Consider the following 16,209-nt stretch of genomic DNA (forward strand, 5'->3'; position numbering starts at 1 on the left):
TGCCATATTTTTCGTGAAGATTAGAATAAGAAAAGTGGCTAGATTCTTAGTGATAAAACAAAAAAGGATCTAGCCCTGTCGATAGATGTCACAGCCTTATATGTTTGTCTTGCTGGTTTTGCAAATTTTATCACGCTTGCTTGAAGCATCGCTGTCTGTCTGCTCAGCATCAACGTCCCTGTGCCGCTACTTAAGCTTTAATGATTTTATTCTAAATAGGGGGACTATAAAGAGCTTGCGTGAAGGTATCAGGAAGAATCGTGCGTAAATCCACGCCATCAGATTGTGTGGAGTTTCGCTGGTATAGGGAAAGATGTAAGGCCAATAAACAACAGTGTCATTATTCAGCAACTTTGCTTAACGAGGTATCTAATCATCAATTTATAGAGAAGATCATTGGAATCTATAACCTATCTTCTAAATCACCCCATTATTGATGCTTCTTTTCCTCCTGGGACAGAAGCTTTGTTTCCTCATCGCTTGAATAGTGATCAGAGGAAATGCTTTCCATTGAGTCAGTTTCCCTAGGAGGGGAGCTAGAAAATATGTACTTCGTTAGAGAAAATAGTCTTGAGATCTTATCTGTTAAGGTTGTGGGGGGAATAGCTTTATTGGGGTAGGTTTTTGGGATTTTATGCGTTTCTCAGCATCGTTAATCTGCCTAAAGAAGTTTTCCTTATCATACCATATCTTTTCATGTTGTGCGTAGAGGTCACGTATATCTCTAAACCCTTTGCCTGGGTTAATTTTATTAAAGCTTCTCTCAATAGACTCAGCAATATCTTGCGGAGTTTTCTCAAAAGTTATAAAGCCATGCATCATCTCCTTAAGCGTACTAAGAGCAGCGGGGTTATAACGATTTGCTGAGTAAATTAGCCACTGAAGAGCCTCCTCTTGCTTCCCATCAAATAATCTTGATCTTCCCCGATCAGCAGCCATGTCAGCCATATTCCATTCATACCAATTTTCTGGCTCGTGAAGGTCATCAAATAACTCTATAACTTGGTTATTATCATTCGTATCAACTTTTGTACCATAATGCCTAATATCTTGTTGGAGCTGGGGCCCAAGAATTTCCCACCTATCTTGCATGCCAAAGGCTGAGGAGGAACAACTTAATATTATGTATAATAAGGATAATAAGGTACGTAGTCGTTTCATTTAAGCCTCTACTTCTAATATTTAAACTTATCTTTTTCTTCATTAATGATTACCTGGCTTAGAGCAGGAAGCTGCCCTATGTAAGAATTGATTGTAAGCTTTTTGAGTGTCTTTAGGTAAGCATTGGTCCATGGAAGGCTCACAGTTTCTTGGATAATTATAGCATCAGTTAATATTTTAGGGTAATTACATACCAAGCCATAAAGGGCAATAAGATGGGCTTGGATAGAAATCTCCTTGTTAGTTAAGAAGGTGGGTAAGAGCTTTTTGCTTTTAGCAAGATGGCGCTCTGTTGAGTAAAAATAGGGCGAAGTGTGAAAAAAATAGATAATTTTCTTGAGCATGTTGCTGGTGTAAGGATGATTACCCAAGGCAGTGACAAAGAGGGTACTTCTAGCCAAAAGTTGCAAGGCGCTGTTAATATCCGTGGTGGGCATATTGGACGAAATGCCAATGTAGAGACCTAAAACCCCTTGTGCCACATTAAGCATAGATAAAGTGGTTGATTGAGCCATGGTGAGTACAAAGGTTTTAGAATCAGTCTCTTTTGCTTGATTGTTTAATAATCTATCTCTCAATTTTTCGCACCAGTTAAGGTATATTTTATCATATATTTTTCTATTACCGGGAAGGCATTCAAATAAATTTTCTTTTAAGGTATAGATGTCAGCAAATTGGGAGGATTTATTTGCCCTGTGAGATTGAATATAATTTTTAATAACTAGATCAGGACTAGTAACGAGTAAAATTCTTTTAACCAAATCATCTTTTGGAGAGTTGAGAAAGTACTGATGCTCTATTAGATAATGAGTTGCTCTTACATAATTTTGGTTGCTAGCTTTCTCAAGCAAAGATGTTACATTTATGATTCGGTTGTGATCCGCTTGCCCTTGTTCAAGATCTTGGGGCAAGAGCTGTTCATTAAACGGTTGAGTTTCTTCATGGTTAAGAGTTGAGTGTGGGGGAAAAAATTTAAAGTAATCTAAGAAGACTGCTTTAAAGTACAAGGCAAAAGCGTTGTTTTTCCCGCACAATGAATCAAATTCACTACCTGCTAAAGTCCAAAAATTTTCTCCTAAGAGTCTTGTTATTTCTTCTACAGAGTTTTTGAATTGGTTAAAAAAATTGTCGTCTATAATAAAACTTCTATGTTGATATTTCGGTATAAGAGCCCTTACCGGAGAAGAGGAAGAACTGGAGGAGCTTTCACAATCCTCTCTCATAATACTACCCACATATTGAGTAAAGGGATTTTCTAAAAAGCTTATATCTCTAACGTTAACTTCTTGCTCATCTTTAGCCTTACCTTTGCGCCTACCCTTACGTTTTTTTGGAGAATATTTTGCTTTTTCCTTCTCAGTTTGTTCTGTGCAAAGGGCTTCCCACTTTCTATTGAAGTCAATGACCTGAACTCTTAAGGAAGTAGGAAAGCGGCTTACAATGGCTTTTTCTGCCGGTGTTAGGCCGGCCTCCCAAGGGCTTTGATCGTGCATGCCCCAAGATGGACTGAGGAGGGCAAATGAACACATCAGCAGACCTAAACACATTACTTTTTTCATAATCCTAATTTTCCTTAAATTTATATTAATTTTGAAAATAAATAATTATTTTTTACAAGTATCTTATTCTTTAAGTCGACGTTAGCATAATAAATTGATAGAAAAATTTCTACAGAATAATGACGAATTATTTGACCTAATGTTGAATCGTGCGGTTTTATGAGTCCGCCACTTTATCTGCCCTAAAAATTACTTATAAGGGGCGGTGGAGGTAGCCAAGCGCCTTGGCATAAGCCATAACAACAAGACGCTTTAGATGGATGTTAATGATGATGGGTCGCTTAAAGAGTCGATACTAAGTCGCTATATTTACCGCCTTAGCGGGGAGTTATGTGCGATTCTTCCTGATAACCTTAATAATTCCAAAGTTATGCTCTTTACCTTGACTCTTAAGCATTACGTCCATTTAATAGCCCCTCTCAGTGTTGCACTTTTATGGAACGCACGCTAAACAGTCTCATTCTTTACTCATTGATTGCTATAAAATAGCGAAGCAGATAGCCCTAAGCTTTACGCTCCACCATTTGCTTTTTAATTTCGCCGATTGCTTTTGCAGGATTTAAGCCTTTGGGGCAAGTTTTTGTACAATTCATGATGGTATGGCAACGGTAAAGCTTAAAGGGATCTTCGAGCGCATCTAAACGTTCGCCAGTGTGATCATCGCGGCTATCAGCAATCCAGCGGTAAGATTGTAGAAGCGCCGCAGGCCCCAGGTATTTATCACCATTCCACCAATAGCTTGGGCAGCTGGTCGTACAGGAGAAGCATAGGATGCATTCCCACAAACCATCCAGTTTAGCTCTATCTTCTTCACTTTGAAGACGTTCTCTTTCCCCAACCGGAGCATCCGATTGTAACCAAGGTTTGATTGACGCATACTGGGCATAGGCCATGGAAAGATCTGGAACTAGGTCTTTGACCACGTTCATATGGGGGAGCGGGTAAATTTTGACTTCTCCCTTAACCTCACTGATGGGTTTAATGCAGGCTAGCGTATTGGTCCCATCAATATTCATAGCACAGCTTCCGCAGATGCCTTCGCGACACGAACGGCGAAATGTTAAAGTTGTATCGACCTCATTTTTGATTTTAATGAGGGCATCAAGCACCATAGGTCCGCACTCTTCTAGATCAATATCATAAGAATCAATACGAGGATTCTGGTCATCATCAGGGTTCCAGCGATAAATCTGGAAAGTGCGTATGCTACTTGACCCATTGCTGCATGGATGATGTTTGCCCTTAACGGGTTTAGAATGACGAGATAGGGATAATTCAACCATGATATAATCCTTTAATAAACCCGCTTTTTAGGGGGAATGACATCAATTTCACTGGTTAAAGTTTTCATTTGTACAGGACGGTAAGCAATGTTGGTCTTGTCCCCCTTAAAGGTGCATAAGGTATGCTTCAACCATTCACTATCATTCCGGTCTGGATAGTCTTCTCGAGCATGAGCGCCGCGGCTTTCCTTACGGTTTAAGGCAGAGGCGAACGTTACCATACTTTGTTCCAATAAATTGTGCAGTTCCAAACATTCAACCAAGTCACTGTTCCAAATCAAACTTTTATCATTAATCTGAATATGGTCTAGACTAGCATGGACTTCCTTAATTTTTTCAAAACCTTCAGACATATATTTATCTTCACGGAATACGGCACAGTATTGTTGCATTGTCCGCTGCATATTGAGGCGGATATCTCCACACTTAAGGGTACCTTGGCGGTGACGGATCTTATCCATTCTCTCCAGCGCTTCTTCCCCTGCCGAAGGTGGTAGCGTATCATGAGGGCTATTTGGGCGGATCAGCTCTACAGCACGGTGGGCAGCAGCTCGTCCGAATACCACCAGATCCAATAAGGAATTGGTGCCTAGACGGTTGGCGCCATGAACGGAAACACACGCCGCCTCACCGATAGCCATCAATCGAGGGACCACTGTTCCTTGAGCATCCTTAATAACTTCGGCCATATAATTGGTTGGAATTCCGCCCATATTATAGTGTACTGTTGGCAGCACTGGGATTGGTTCTTTTGTAACGTCAACGCCGGCAAAAATCTTGGCCGTTTCAGAAATTCCAGGAAGGCGTTCGTGTAGGACTTTAGGATCTAAATGCTCTAAGTGTAAAAAGATATGGTCTTTATGGGGACCAACACCACGACCTTCGTTAATTTCTATGGTCATAGCCCGGCTGACGACATCACGGGAAGCTAAGTCTTTAGCGTTGGGCGCGTACCGCTCCATAAACCGTTCTCCGGCGCTATTGGTTAAGTATCCACCTTCGCCGCGTGCTCCTTCGGTGATAAGACACCCTGATCCATAAATCCCTGTGGGATGAAATTGAATAAATTCCATATCCTGTAAGGGTAAGCCAGCACGCAAGACCATGGCATTGCCATCACCTGTACAGGTGTGAGCAGAGGTACAAGAGAAAAAGGCGCGACCATAGCCACCGGTAGCCAGGACAACCATGTGGGCCTGGAAGCGGTGAAGGGTGCCATCTTCTAAACACAGGGCCATGATGCCGCGGCAGCGTCCTTTTTCATCCATAATGAGATCAAGGGCAAAGTACTCCACAAAGAACTGGGCTTGATGTTTTAAGCATTGCTGATAAAGAGTGTGAAGAATTGCATGCCCAGTGCGATCGGCGGCTGCACAGGCGCGCTTGGCCATGGATTCACCCTGGTTAATGGTATGGCCACCGAAGGGGCGCTGATATATTTTGCCTTCGGGGGTTCGTGAAAACGGCACCCCGAAATGTTCAAGCTCAATAACAGAGGGAATGGCGTTACGGCACATATATTCGATAGCATCCTGATCCCCGAGCCAATCCGAGCCCTTGACGGTATCGTAAAAATGGTTTTTCCAGTTATCGCCGTCCCCCATATTGCCTAGAGCTGCACCAATGCCGCCTTGCGCCGCCACGGTATGGCTGCGCGTGGGGAAAACTTTAGTTACACACGCCGTTTTAAGGCCAGCAGCACACATGCCCAGCGTCGCTCTTAGTCCAGCACCGCCTGCACCCACAACCACGACATCAAAGCGATGATCAATAATCTTGTAGCTTTCTGCCATTTATTTGATTCCTTTAAGCATGATGTGAATAAGTAAGAATAGCGTAAATACGGGAAGCAAGTAGCCTGCAAGGCGTACTTTTAACAGCAATCCATAACGCCAGCATGGGCTGTGGACATAATCTTCAATAATGACTTGTAAGCCTAAGGCTGCATGATAACTAGCGCTGGCGACAAACAAAAACACAACTGCGGCCGCCCAAGGACAACTTAAGAATCCAATCATCTCAGCATAGGGAAGCTGATGATGTTGGCTTAGCCAGATGGTTATCACTAAACCTAACGGAGCCAATAATATACCACTGACCCGTTGAGCAATCCAATGGCCGCTACCTTCTTTAGCGGATCCCAGCCCTTTAGCTCGCTTCGTCGGCGACTGAAATTCTTGAGATGCTGTCATGCGAGTCTCCATGTTAATAGCGTGGCGATAATCGAAGTCAAGATGACAAGCCATCCTGTAATACGTACTATGTGAAGCTCATATCCTTGGCCAATATCCCAGGCGAGATGGCGAATACCATTGGCTAAGTGATAGTAGAAACCAAACAGGCTAAAAAATAATACGGTCTGCCCTATCCAGGACCCCATAAATTGTTTAAAGCATAAATAGCTAGCCTCATCCATGGCTAGACTTATAATCCATGCTATAAAGAATAGCAGCGATATAACCAATCCTATGCCGGTGATACGATGTAATATCGATAACACTGAAGTTATTTGAGGACGATATATTTGCAAATGGGGAGATAAAGGGCGTGGCTTCATTTGTAAATTTCAAGTTTAAATAAAATTTATATTTAAATTCTATCTCAGCTCTGTTATAGGAGGCAAGGGGAGGGGAAATAAATTAAGAAAGACTTAAAAAACAAGACTAAGCCTGAAATAGGGGCAAGATTTTATTTTTTTAATATTCAAGCTTAATGCTTGCAGTTTGCAAGATTCAGAATGAAAAGAGTGTATCTATACTTCAGCACGTTAATCATTAATCTTTAGCTAAGCTATCTGCGAGGGCTTTAATAACAAAGAAATCTATTTTTATGCGGGAGGAAGGAAACTTCTCACAGAAAACCTAGTTATTGAAATTCTGAGAGGATAAACATACATCCTCTCTTTCGAGCCTCATTCTTGAATTTTCAGACTTCGATCTTTAACTGCAAGCTGCCCTAAAATGTCATGGAGTACATGGATTTCCTTTAACTGGTCAGGTGAGTAACCATTCTTGTTGGGCAATTTGCTTGGCGCCTTCTTTCTTTTAATAAGTTCTTGCCAAAAAAATGTTGTTCCTTTGTCAATTAAGTTATACTTTCTTAAATGTTCAGAGTAAAGCTTATAAACTTCTGCTCGCTGCTGAACAATTTTCTCTGTCGTTAGGAGGGAGAAACAGTGCTGGGTCCTTCCTTCTTCATACAGACTTAATATTACCTCATATTGACGTAATGATTTTTCAAATGTCCCCTGTTCTGCAAGAATTTGAGCATAACAAAGTAAGGCATTTATATTGTTGAGTTGGCAAGACTGCACTATTAAATCTAAGCCTTTTTGTTGCGAAGAAAAGTAACAAGATCGATATAATAAGTTGCCTTGGCAATAGAGCGCTTGGGCATATAGGGTTGTGGCCGGTAGCTTAGTCAGCCACAAATAACGGCGTGAACTGGTTAGGTCACTTGTATAGGGAATAAAATTTAGATCAGATAATTTCTTAAATATTTTTATTGCCTTATGATAGACTTTTTTCTTTATAAAGACGTATCCCAGATTATATTGAGCGCTATAAACGCCTTTATAAGCTGCAATTTTTAAATATGAGGCTGCTTTAGCTTGTAAAACATCTCTGTCGGCAGCACCTTTACTCTTAACCCAATAAAAGGAGCCCAAGAGAGATTGGGCCTTGGCGTATCCTTGCTCAGCTGCCTTCTTTAGATAGTTTTGAGCTTGGGTTTTAGACATGGGGAGCATGCCTTCTAGACCATATAATCCGTAATAATACTGGGCTTTTGGTTGTCCTGATTTTGCCCTCTCTTTTAAAGTAAGATCTAAATCCATCACTGGATTTCCTCGAGGTATTTTCAGGAGGTAAGATAAAATAGCAGGCTCATATCCCTCAATAACGGCAGCTTGTAGATCTTTTATAGCTTGATTCATACATGCTGCTCTCCCTTCCAGCTCATGGATGATATTAATACAGTTTTCTTCTAAATTTTTCACAGTAACCATAGAATAATCTCGACACCGCGATGATAGCAAAGCATTTGCCCGAGCAACTCTTGTGGGATTTATATGATGTTCACTCCGAAGCTTTCGCCTTTGTTGCGGGTTTCCATAAAGCATCGTGTACTTTATAAATTTAATAAGTATTTTTTGCGAATTGGGAAATAATCGGCGAGCCTTTTCTAAGGATTCAATAGCTGCACTGTATCTCTCTGCGGCTTGATAAAGGATGGCTAATGTAAGCATATAGCTAATTCTTTCTCGGGAAGGGGAAAAGCGTATAAAAGCCTCAGGGAGCTTGTTCCTAAAATCCTGCTCAGCTTTAAAATGTTTGGCTAGATGAATAAATAGATCATTGATATGGCGTTGCTTCCAATGACTGTTTCCCTCAAGCATAAATTTGATAACACTCATATTCTTGAAAGGGTAAACCCTTAAGTCTTCTCTTACTAAACGGTAAGGCAAACGTTCTAAAAGGTCATTGACTGCATCTCTATAGGTAGGATTAACTTGTCGCAAGATTGCAAGGTCTTGAGGCGAGGTAAAGCTCAAGATATGGCTGCCCAATTCTGCGGGAAGGTTAAACGGTCCTCTATTAACCTCAACCGCATTTGTTGAGATTGATAATAAATAAGATAAAAGCGGGAGGGCTAAAGTGGCACTCCATAATCTCTTCACAAATTTTGGTAGCATTTTAGATAACCATTAGTAAAATTTAATTTAAATTTATTTTTCCAGTTTTTTTAAGTATTTCTCAATCAATTTTTCATGGTTGACCGCAGAGTGAGTATTCAACATCTATAAAACGGTTCATAAAAAATATCTTTCATGGGCATTTTATTATAGATGATAAGTATTGTTTTAAATTAACCAATTGATATATAAAAGTTTTTGTAAGTTGGACATTTCTGTCTATCGAAGGAAAGCTTCATGAAAATTCTTGAAAATTTATGGTCACTGCGGACGAGAAAGAAGTCCAGCAGTGTGGCCCCTTATATTGCGTATAATGCGCTGGGGAAACCGGTGTGGACGCCAAGAAACTATGCGCTGCTTGCAGATGAGGGGTATCAGAAAAATGTTATTGTTTATCGCTGCGTAACCTTAATTGCCAAAGGTGTGGGGAGCATTCCCTGGCTTCTTTATCATCGGGATGATGAGGTTGAGCACCACCCTATTTTAAATCTATTAAATTGTCCCAGCCCGCGTCAAGCAGGCTCAGCTTTTATGGAAGCCATGGTTGGGCATTTGTTGTTATCAGGGAATGCCTATATTGAAGCAGTTTTTGATCAAGCGAATAAAGTTAGAGAATTATATGCTCTAAGACCGGATCGGATGAAAGTGATTCCTGGTATTGCTGGTATCCCCTCTGGATTTGAGTATGAGGTCGATGGTTATAAAAGGCGCTTAGAATGTGATCCGATTACCGGGCATTCTGCTGTTCTGCATTTGAAAAATTTCCATCCTTTGAATGATTGGTATGGAATGAGTCCTATTGAAGCCGCAGCTCGGTCAATAGATCAGCATAATATTGTGGCCGAGCACAACCTTGCCTTAATGCAAAATGGCGGCCGTCCAAGTGGGGCCCTGATGTTTAAGCCCGGCAATTGTTTGCCGATGACAGAAAAACAACGGGACTCTTTGCGCGAAGACATACGACGTATCTACGAAGGCAGTAATAATGCTGGCAGAATTATGGTTCTTGAGGGAGATTTTGATTGGAAAGAAATGGGGCTGAGTCCAAAGGATCTGGATTTTATTGAAGGTAAAAAGATGTCAGCTCGGGAAATATCTCAAGCTTTTGGTGTGCCCCCGATGCTTGTTGGCATTGCAGGTGATGCGACCTTTGCCAATTATAAGGAGGCACGTTACCATTTATGGGAAGACACAATTTTGCCATTAATGGAATTTTTGATAGCCGAGTTCAATTTATGGCTTTGCCCTTATTTTGGGGAGGGCTACCGCCTGTCCTACGATGCGGATGCGATCCCTGCGTTGGCCCAGCGACGCGAATCACTTTGGGCTAAAATCCAAGCTGCAGACTTTTTAACAATTAATGAAAAACGCCAAGCAGTCGGGTATGGACCTATTGCTGAAGGTGACAAGCTGCTTTAGGAGAACGTATATGCAACTTTACAGCGATAAAAAGAGTAAAATAGTGCGACCTAGGGAGAAAGTATGATTAAACAGTTAGGGATTCCTTTTTCGATAAAAAGCCATCAAGAAGATGGCTTTTTTTGTGGCTATGCTAGCGTATTTGAGGTCACCGACCATCATCAAGAAATAGTCGCTCGCCGGGCTTTTCAGCAGTCTCTTAATAAATGGCGTGGTAAGGGCCGTTTACCTAAGATGTTATGGCAGCATGATCAACGTAGACCCATTGGCGTGTGGGATGAAATTTATGAAGATGAGCATGGATTATTTGTAAAAGGGCGCCTGTTATTAGATTTAGCAGCGGGTAGAGAAGCTTACTCTTTATTAAAAGCCGGCGTTATTGATAGCCTCTCTATTGGCTTCAAACCAGTGCGGGCTATCAAGGACCCTAAAAGAAATGCTCGAGTTCTTGAAGAAGTCGATTTATTGGAAATATCTTTAGTGACTTTTGCAGCAAACCCTGATGCAAAGATCACGACAGTCAAGGAATTTGTTGAGAACGATGCTATCGTTCGGCAAATCAAAGAGCTTAGCAGATTGCTGAAGGCTCATAATCTTAATAAAGGAAGGATGTAATAGATGACAGAAATCATGACCAGCTTAGACGAACTTAACGTCTCTATAAAGGATTTTGCCCTCGAGCAGACGAAAAAGCTGGGGCAAGTGGAAGAGACTTTATCTAAAACAGCTGCACGCTTAGATCAAGTAGAAGTTGCCCTCAAACGCCCCCAGGTAACAGAAGCTAAGTCGCTAGAATGTGACGGGTTTGGCCGCTTTGTTCGCAAGGGGATCGATGATATCTCCATTAAGTCTATGATTAGTGCCGACGATGCTAAAGGGGGGTATCTTATTCCGCACTCTGCTGTTCAGTTGATCAACCAGCAACTTCAATCACGCTCAATTATCCGGCGCTTAGCCTCCGTTGCTACCATCACTAATGATAGCTTAGATTTGTTGGTGGAAAAAAGCGAACCTGATGTGGGTTGGGTTGCTGAAACGGACCGACGCGATGAAACTTCTGCGCCAGAACTGATTAAAGTTTCTATCCCGGCCCATGAAATTTTTGCCAAGCCACGCGTCAGCCAAAGGATGCTCGATGATGCTGCCATTAATATTGAATCATGGCTCGCAGAGCGGATCGCCGATAAAATGGCAAAGACTGAAAATCAAGCCTTTTTATATGGGGATGGATCAGCAAAGCCTAAAGGGATACTGGCCTATCCTGCGGTTGCCCTTGGTAAAGGCGAATGGGGCAAAATAGAGTCCATATCCCTTGCTCTCAATAAAGAAACCGCCGCCGATGCTTTAATTGATTTATTTTATGCCATGAAATCCGAATATTTGGATGGAGCATGCTGGATAATGTCGCGTGCTGTGGCCGCTCGGATCCGTAAGTTAAAGGATGGTCAAGGAAGCTATTTATGGCAGCCGGCCTTAGCCGCTGATCAACCTAATCTCTTGCTGGGATACCCGGTCTACTTATGTGATGATATGAAGCCCGAAGAAGAAAAACTCATTTTTGCTAACATTCATAAGGCCTATCAGGTAGTTGATCGTTCGAACATAAACGTTCTACGTGACCCATTTTCAGCTAAGCCCTATGTGGAGTTTTATACCACTAAACGCGTTGGCGGTGATGTCATCAACTTTGATGCCGTCAAAATTGCCAATTTAACAGAGGAGTAATAAATGTTGACCGTGACACAAACGCATGACCATACATGCGTGTCGCTGCAGCAGGTGAAGGCGCATTTGCGCCTTGACCACAGCGAAGATGATGATTATTTATTACACCTTATTCAAGTGGCGACGAACTGGGTCGAAGACACGGTTAATTCCCCCTTGTTAGTAACCAGCTATTTATGGCAGCAATCATTGTCCTCAGCTCGTAATTTTAACGCTAAGCCGTTAATATCCAATCAGATCTCTCTCGTCCTGCCCAAACAAAATGTTACCGATATTAAGAGTGTCGTTTTAGTTGGAGGGGGGGGTGCTCGACGAGCTATCGCCTATAAGCTTAGGGAACATTTGGGGCAGCACATTATCCACATCGCTGAGGTGGGGGAGGCTCTTGAAATCGAATTTACAGCTGGGTTTGGTGAACGTCCGAATTGTGTTCCAGCCATTTTGCGCCAAGCACTTATCAATCATGTAACGTGCCATTATGAGTCGCGCAGCGGTATTAGCCGTGATGATTACTTAGAGTTATTAAGAATGGTGCAACCATATCGTAGGATAGGCTTAATATGAAGACATCAATGCTCACTGAGCGGATTCAGCTCTGGCGACGAGAATTACAGGAAACACCAGAAGGGGATCTATCGGAGAGATGGAGTATAGCTGGGATAGCCTGGGCCGAGGTCAGACTGAAAGGGGCTGAAAAAGGACGCTTAATTCTTGATGTACGTCTGCGTCCCACCCCCCATAAGTTTCATAGAATTAAATGGCAAAAAGTTTGGGCAGATTGTTCTTCTCCTATATTGGAAAACCGCAATGTTTGGCGCGTCTTTGCCAAGTCCTGCCCCGATTTAACGGGATATTAACAATCCCGCCCTATATATAATCTTGTTACGACTATAAGGAGGCGAAAGTCATGAGTGACTTTTCATTTTTGGCAACAGTTAAATCACATTTACAGTCGAAAGTAGCTGAACAAAATATTTATTTGACGCCTCATACAGAGATAAAGTACCCGTGTTGTGTCTTAGAAGTTGATGAAATTAACCATAATACCAGCTTAGGCCACGATGCTGCTCAAACAAAAATTAAATTCCGAACTGTCTGTCTGGATAATGATGCGGGTGTAAAAGCTAGTTTTATACAATCTCGGGAAATTAATCGCTTTCTTGATGGTCAAGTTTTAACTCTTCCCGATGGCAGCAGAGCTGTCGTGAGGCTGATGGGAAGCGTTGTAGATATTTCTAAAAATGGCCAAAAAAAGACGGTCAGCCATTACTATGAGTCGTTGGTGCGGAGGTAAGTTATGGATAAAGAGCAAATTATTGACGTTTTAACAGAAGAATTAGAAGAGCGTGAACGGACGCTACCTTTAGCCTTACCACGTTGGGTACAGTGAGGACGTTATGGAAACGGAATTAGTTATTTCAAGGTCAGGCTTTCCTCCCTTGTCAGCAAGAGGATGTATGCAAGAACTAATCCCTTTAGCCATGGGGCAGTTTCGGCGCACAGTTAATGGTGATCTGGTTTTTTTGGGCACTAATGGTAAAAAATATAAGACAACAATATCTTGTGAAGATAAAGCGGTCGTGGCCACAGACGGTCTTGAGGTCGGGATGGTAGTGGATGTCAACTGTATCCAGCGCTTATGGCAGCGTTGTACCGGTGGTAAAGCAATTTTAGAACGCTCTCCGGCTCCAGGGTCCATTCATGTGATCGATGAACACCATAATGCCTTACCAATCATCTGTTTCGATGGTCAAGAATTAACTTTGGCCTCCGATCAACCCTGCTTTGTTAGCTATCGCCCTATTCTGACAATGCGTATTATTCGCTATATATTGAAAACAGATGAATGGGGAATTAAGACTGGCTGGCAAATGGAATTAGAGGAAGTTTAGAAAGGTGAGGGGACTTGAGGTCCCAATTTACTGGGATGCTGCTTACAATTTAGCACGATTGAGGAGTAGCTCACTAAAAGCCTTATTCCATTTCTCGATTTAGACAAACAAACTAGAGAGGCACCTAACAGGTCCTAATTTCACAAGATATCCGTAAATATAACTCTAAAAAATATAACTTTTCGTTCTTTTTAAATAGGGCCCGATTCCAATAGGATCGGGCCTTTTAATATTTGCATAGTGTATGAGGTAGCGATGTCAATTTATCTATATATCTGCGAGCCTGACCAGCCGTTCTCAGCTGTTCATTCCCAATTTCCTATTGATCTCTTGGAGCTAACGATCAGCCAGCGGGAAGGGCATGCGGCAATAGCAGGCCTCGTTATGCCAGCCACGCAACAAATTCCTGATCATGGCTGGGCATTTATTGGAACGGATGACCGAGGCTATCTTGAGCCTTTATTGAAAGGCCAATTTATTGGCTTACCGAGAAAAATTGATTCCTTAACTAAGTATGTAGAATTGGTGGCAACTCCGGTCAATCTTTATGCTAAGCTTAACGCGCTTATTGTTCCTTTAAAGGAGAAGCATAAAGATTGCCTGATCTTGAGGAGTAATAAGGATCCGCAACCGTGCGATTATCTAGAATTCGAGCATAAACTTTTTTGTTATGATCGGATGTCCCATGAAATAACTTTATCTTCTATTTTTCAGGGCACCAAGCACCAAACTTATGCCTCTCAAATCTTAGAAGATAGTTTGCACTTTGCTATCACGGATACACCACTCCGCGGGATCCATTTGTCACTAGTGTGTGAATGGGTACAAGAGCTGCGAGGTGAGATTAATTTGCTGCCAAAAATTGAGTTGCTCTTTCCACAGGGGCGTATCAATACGTTGACTCCTAAGGGATTGTTGGCCACTTGGCCGCAAACAGGACAAGTACTAGGACGCAGTGGCTATGCAGTTGCCCGGAGCTCCTTAAAAGAATTTGCTCCTTTGACGACCGGTGTTCTAGGGCACTATCCAACTGTAACGCCTTTAATTCACGGTAAACAATATAAGAACTTTTGGTTTCAGGCGGAGCTCATTCTGGAATGGAAATATATTCAGAAAAGAAGAGAGCATTTAAATGTTGTTGTTCATCATAAAAACCAGTATCTCCCTCATTCTTCGCGCCCTTTACGACGGATCAGCTTAAAATTGGGAAGTTTGCCCTCCAATATTCAGCAACAATCATATTTCTTTGACTCTGAGGTCGGCTATAAGGTTGCCAAAAAAGCCTTACAGATTGCTCAGGGTCACTTAGCATACTCTGCCAGAGCCGCAGAAGTTAAATTTCAGGTACCTTTTATAGATGCTCTTGATGTAACTCTCGACCATCAAATAACGATTGAACATCCAAGCTTACCTAATGGCAAAGTTTGTGGAAAGCTTTTGAACTACTGTCTGGAGCGTCGCTTTGACAGGGCAGTGGCCCATTTAACTGTCGCGATTGCAACAGGCATGAACGAAGTCAACAATCCTCCGCTTGAATGGCAATATAGGGAGCAGCCTCAAGGAATAGATGAGAAGAATATCTTCGATCCGAATTATTTTATCGAAACTATAAGTGTAAGCAATCATGCTTCAGATCAGATTGAATGGCTGCAAAGCCAAGACAGTCCTAGGCCAACACTGCCGTTTGAGCAGGCAACACAAATAAATTTTACCTTAAGGGATTTACGCAGCTCTGATGTTTTAGAGCGTGAATTGCAACTGAAAGATATGTATTGGAGTGCGCCCAACCAATTAAAGGAGGAGGAAGAGAAGCTATGAAGCACTTACAGCAGTCCTTAGCTGGACGAGCTTATTGGCGAGGCTATGAAGCCCCGTCGACGGCATTTATTGCAACCGAATTAGCACAGATAGGATTAGGGCAGGCAGAGGAGGCCCATCCTTTGCACGAGATTCATCAATTGCCAGATTTATTTGATCTCCTGGTGAAGCTTGATCCCCTTCCTACAGAAAATGAAGCCAGTATTAGCTTGGGGCCAATTACACGTCATATATTTCAAGGAAAGCTAGCAGATTATCGTTTCGCGGCTTTATCATTGCAGCCTCAATCATTAATCCGTCAGGACGGCCTTATTCGTCCTTTGGAAGTTAACAACTTAGCGTTGCCTGATTTCAAGTTTATTAATCTCGCAGGTCATATTGAACTTGTTACTGCGACGCAAGTCTTGGAATTAGGAGGATTCTGGCAACCGGGGTGTGAATTAGAATTAATCCGTCAGTATGCAGTGAATTTTTATGAGGCTGATAATCAAATCAGATATCATCTTCATCCTGGACAAGCATTTGTTGACTTTGTCCGTGATCGCAAGCTCATCTTAACCCTTCCTTTGACAGAAGAGAATCAGTCTAGTTACGAGTCTGTCGATATTCAGCGCCATGGTACCGCCGGTGCCTGGGTTACCTTTCAATACCGAAAATAA

17 protein-coding genes are annotated in these 16,209 nt (G+C 42.1%); 10 read left to right on the top strand and 7 right to left on the bottom strand.

Annotation, left to right across the window (positions count from 1 at the left end; all coding sequences use genetic code 11):
• Positions 1-585: 585 nt before the first annotated feature.
• Together HMO_RS0100400 and HMO_RS0100405 are read right to left on the bottom strand one after the other, a co-directional pair.
• Complete coding sequence (locus tag HMO_RS0100400; RefSeq protein ID WP_010297137.1) at positions 586-1,161, bottom strand: hypothetical protein; 576 nt, start codon at positions 1,159-1,161, stop codon at positions 586-588.
• A 14-nt stretch (positions 1,162-1,175) separates the two neighbouring features.
• Positions 1,176-2,720 (bottom strand): hypothetical protein, encoded by a 1,545-nt coding sequence (locus HMO_RS0100405; RefSeq protein WP_029448045.1) that lies wholly within the window; start codon positions 2,718-2,720, stop codon positions 1,176-1,178.
• Positions 2,721-2,976: 256 nt separating this feature from the next.
• On the opposite strand from HMO_RS0100405, the gene HMO_RS0100410 reads away from it, so the two are divergent.
• Positions 2,977-3,171 (top strand): hypothetical protein, encoded by a 195-nt coding sequence (locus HMO_RS0100410; RefSeq protein ID WP_010297143.1) that lies wholly within the window; start codon positions 2,977-2,979, stop codon positions 3,169-3,171.
• A 52-nt stretch (positions 3,172-3,223) separates the two neighbouring features.
• On the opposite strand, the gene HMO_RS0100415 is transcribed toward HMO_RS0100410, so the two are convergent.
• From HMO_RS0100415 to HMO_RS0100435, 5 genes are all read right to left on the bottom strand, one after another.
• Complete coding sequence (locus HMO_RS0100415) at positions 3,224-4,003, bottom strand: succinate dehydrogenase iron-sulfur subunit (RefSeq protein WP_010297146.1); 780 nt, start codon at positions 4,001-4,003, stop codon at positions 3,224-3,226.
• Between the two features lie 11 nt (positions 4,004-4,014).
• Entirely contained in the window at positions 4,015-5,796 is a 1,782-nt protein-coding gene (gene sdhA, locus HMO_RS0100420) for a succinate dehydrogenase flavoprotein subunit (RefSeq protein WP_010297149.1), read from the bottom strand.
• Positions 5,797-6,195: a succinate dehydrogenase, hydrophobic membrane anchor protein gene (gene sdhD / locus HMO_RS0100425; protein WP_010297153.1), complete on the bottom strand. Its 399-nt coding sequence runs from the start codon at positions 6,193-6,195 to the stop codon at positions 5,797-5,799.
• Complete coding sequence (sdhC, locus tag HMO_RS0100430) at positions 6,192-6,560, bottom strand: succinate dehydrogenase, cytochrome b556 subunit (RefSeq protein ID WP_029448047.1); 369 nt, start codon at positions 6,558-6,560, stop codon at positions 6,192-6,194. Before sdhC ends, sdhD begins: the two co-directional genes overlap by 4 nt.
• Positions 6,561-6,914: 354 nt before the next feature.
• Positions 6,915-8,696 (bottom strand): F-box protein, encoded by a 1,782-nt coding sequence (locus HMO_RS0100435; RefSeq protein ID WP_010297159.1) that lies wholly within the window; start codon positions 8,694-8,696, stop codon positions 6,915-6,917.
• Between the two features lie 237 nt (positions 8,697-8,933).
• Between HMO_RS0100435 and HMO_RS0100440 the strand changes: the two genes are divergently transcribed.
• The 9 genes from HMO_RS0100440 to HMO_RS0100485 all read left to right on the top strand — a co-directional run bounded on the left by HMO_RS0100440 (position 8,934) and on the right by HMO_RS0100485 (position 16,209).
• Positions 8,934-10,115, top strand: coding sequence for a phage portal protein (locus tag HMO_RS0100440; protein WP_010297162.1), 1,182 nt, complete (start codon positions 8,934-8,936; stop codon positions 10,113-10,115).
• Between the two features lie 63 nt (positions 10,116-10,178).
• On the top strand, positions 10,179-10,730 hold the full coding sequence (locus HMO_RS13300) for an HK97 family phage prohead protease (RefSeq protein ID WP_010297165.1): 552 nt from the start codon (positions 10,179-10,181) through the stop codon (positions 10,728-10,730).
• 3 nt (positions 10,731-10,733) lie between these two features.
• On the top strand, positions 10,734-11,840 hold the full coding sequence (locus tag HMO_RS13305) for a phage major capsid protein (protein WP_010297168.1): 1,107 nt from the start codon (positions 10,734-10,736) through the stop codon (positions 11,838-11,840).
• A 3-nt stretch (positions 11,841-11,843) separates the two neighbouring features.
• On the top strand, positions 11,844-12,404 hold the full coding sequence (locus HMO_RS0100455) for a head-tail connector protein (RefSeq protein ID WP_010297171.1): 561 nt from the start codon (positions 11,844-11,846) through the stop codon (positions 12,402-12,404).
• Positions 12,401-12,697 carry a head-tail adaptor protein gene (locus tag HMO_RS0100460; RefSeq protein WP_010297174.1) on the top strand — a complete coding sequence of 99 codons (297 nt, stop codon included), beginning with the start codon at positions 12,401-12,403 and terminating at the stop codon, positions 12,695-12,697. Before HMO_RS0100455 ends, HMO_RS0100460 begins: the two co-directional genes overlap by 4 nt.
• Positions 12,698-12,747: 50 nt before the next feature.
• Positions 12,748-13,134, top strand: a complete 387-nt coding sequence (locus HMO_RS0100465) for a hypothetical protein (protein ID WP_010297177.1) — start codon at positions 12,748-12,750, stop codon at positions 13,132-13,134.
• Positions 13,135-13,237: 103 nt separating this feature from the next.
• Entirely contained in the window at positions 13,238-13,732 is a 495-nt protein-coding gene (locus tag HMO_RS0100475) for a hypothetical protein (RefSeq protein WP_010297185.1), read from the top strand.
• Positions 13,733-13,987: 255 nt separating this feature from the next.
• Complete coding sequence (locus HMO_RS0100480; RefSeq protein ID WP_010297188.1) at positions 13,988-15,550, top strand: hypothetical protein; 1,563 nt, start codon at positions 13,988-13,990, stop codon at positions 15,548-15,550.
• Positions 15,547-16,209 (top strand): hypothetical protein, encoded by a 663-nt coding sequence (locus HMO_RS0100485; protein WP_010297191.1) that lies wholly within the window; start codon positions 15,547-15,549, stop codon positions 16,207-16,209. The genes HMO_RS0100480 and HMO_RS0100485 overlap by 4 nt, the downstream gene beginning before the upstream one ends.

The sequence above is a fragment of the Candidatus Odyssella thessalonicensis L13 genome (assembly GCF_000190415.1).
GTDB lineage: Bacteria > Pseudomonadota > Alphaproteobacteria > Paracaedibacterales > Paracaedibacteraceae > Paracaedibacter > Paracaedibacter thessalonicensis.

Coding starts and splice junctions, on each gene's coding strand:
- HMO_RS0100480 (WP_010297188.1), top strand. CDS start 13,988: ATGTCAATTTATCTATATATCTGCGAGCCTGACCAGCCGTTCTCAGCT.
- HMO_RS0100415 (WP_010297146.1), bottom strand. CDS start 4,003: ATGGTTGAATTATCCCTATCTCGTCATTCTAAACCCGTTAAGGGCAAA.
- HMO_RS0100475 (WP_010297185.1), top strand. CDS start 13,238: ATGGAAACGGAATTAGTTATTTCAAGGTCAGGCTTTCCTCCCTTGTCA.
- sdhC (WP_029448047.1), bottom strand. CDS start 6,560: ATGAAGCCACGCCCTTTATCTCCCCATTTGCAAATATATCGTCCTCAA.
- HMO_RS0100410 (WP_010297143.1), top strand. CDS start 2,977: ATGGATGTTAATGATGATGGGTCGCTTAAAGAGTCGATACTAAGTCGC.
- HMO_RS0100400 (WP_010297137.1), bottom strand. CDS start 1,161: ATGAAACGACTACGTACCTTATTATCCTTATTATACATAATATTAAGT.
- HMO_RS0100485 (WP_010297191.1), top strand. CDS start 15,547: ATGAAGCACTTACAGCAGTCCTTAGCTGGACGAGCTTATTGGCGAGGC.
- HMO_RS0100405 (WP_029448045.1), bottom strand. CDS start 2,720: ATGAAAAAAGTAATGTGTTTAGGTCTGCTGATGTGTTCATTTGCCCTC.
- HMO_RS0100455 (WP_010297171.1), top strand. CDS start 11,844: ATGTTGACCGTGACACAAACGCATGACCATACATGCGTGTCGCTGCAG.
- HMO_RS0100465 (WP_010297177.1), top strand. CDS start 12,748: ATGAGTGACTTTTCATTTTTGGCAACAGTTAAATCACATTTACAGTCG.
- HMO_RS13300 (WP_010297165.1), top strand. CDS start 10,179: ATGATTAAACAGTTAGGGATTCCTTTTTCGATAAAAAGCCATCAAGAA.
- HMO_RS0100460 (WP_010297174.1), top strand. CDS start 12,401: ATGAAGACATCAATGCTCACTGAGCGGATTCAGCTCTGGCGACGAGAA.
- HMO_RS13305 (WP_010297168.1), top strand. CDS start 10,734: ATGACAGAAATCATGACCAGCTTAGACGAACTTAACGTCTCTATAAAG.
- HMO_RS0100440 (WP_010297162.1), top strand. CDS start 8,934: ATGAAAATTCTTGAAAATTTATGGTCACTGCGGACGAGAAAGAAGTCC.
- sdhD (WP_010297153.1), bottom strand. CDS start 6,195: ATGACAGCATCTCAAGAATTTCAGTCGCCGACGAAGCGAGCTAAAGGG.
- HMO_RS0100435 (WP_010297159.1), bottom strand. CDS start 8,696: ATGCTACCAAAATTTGTGAAGAGATTATGGAGTGCCACTTTAGCCCTC.
- sdhA (WP_010297149.1), bottom strand. CDS start 5,796: ATGGCAGAAAGCTACAAGATTATTGATCATCGCTTTGATGTCGTGGTT.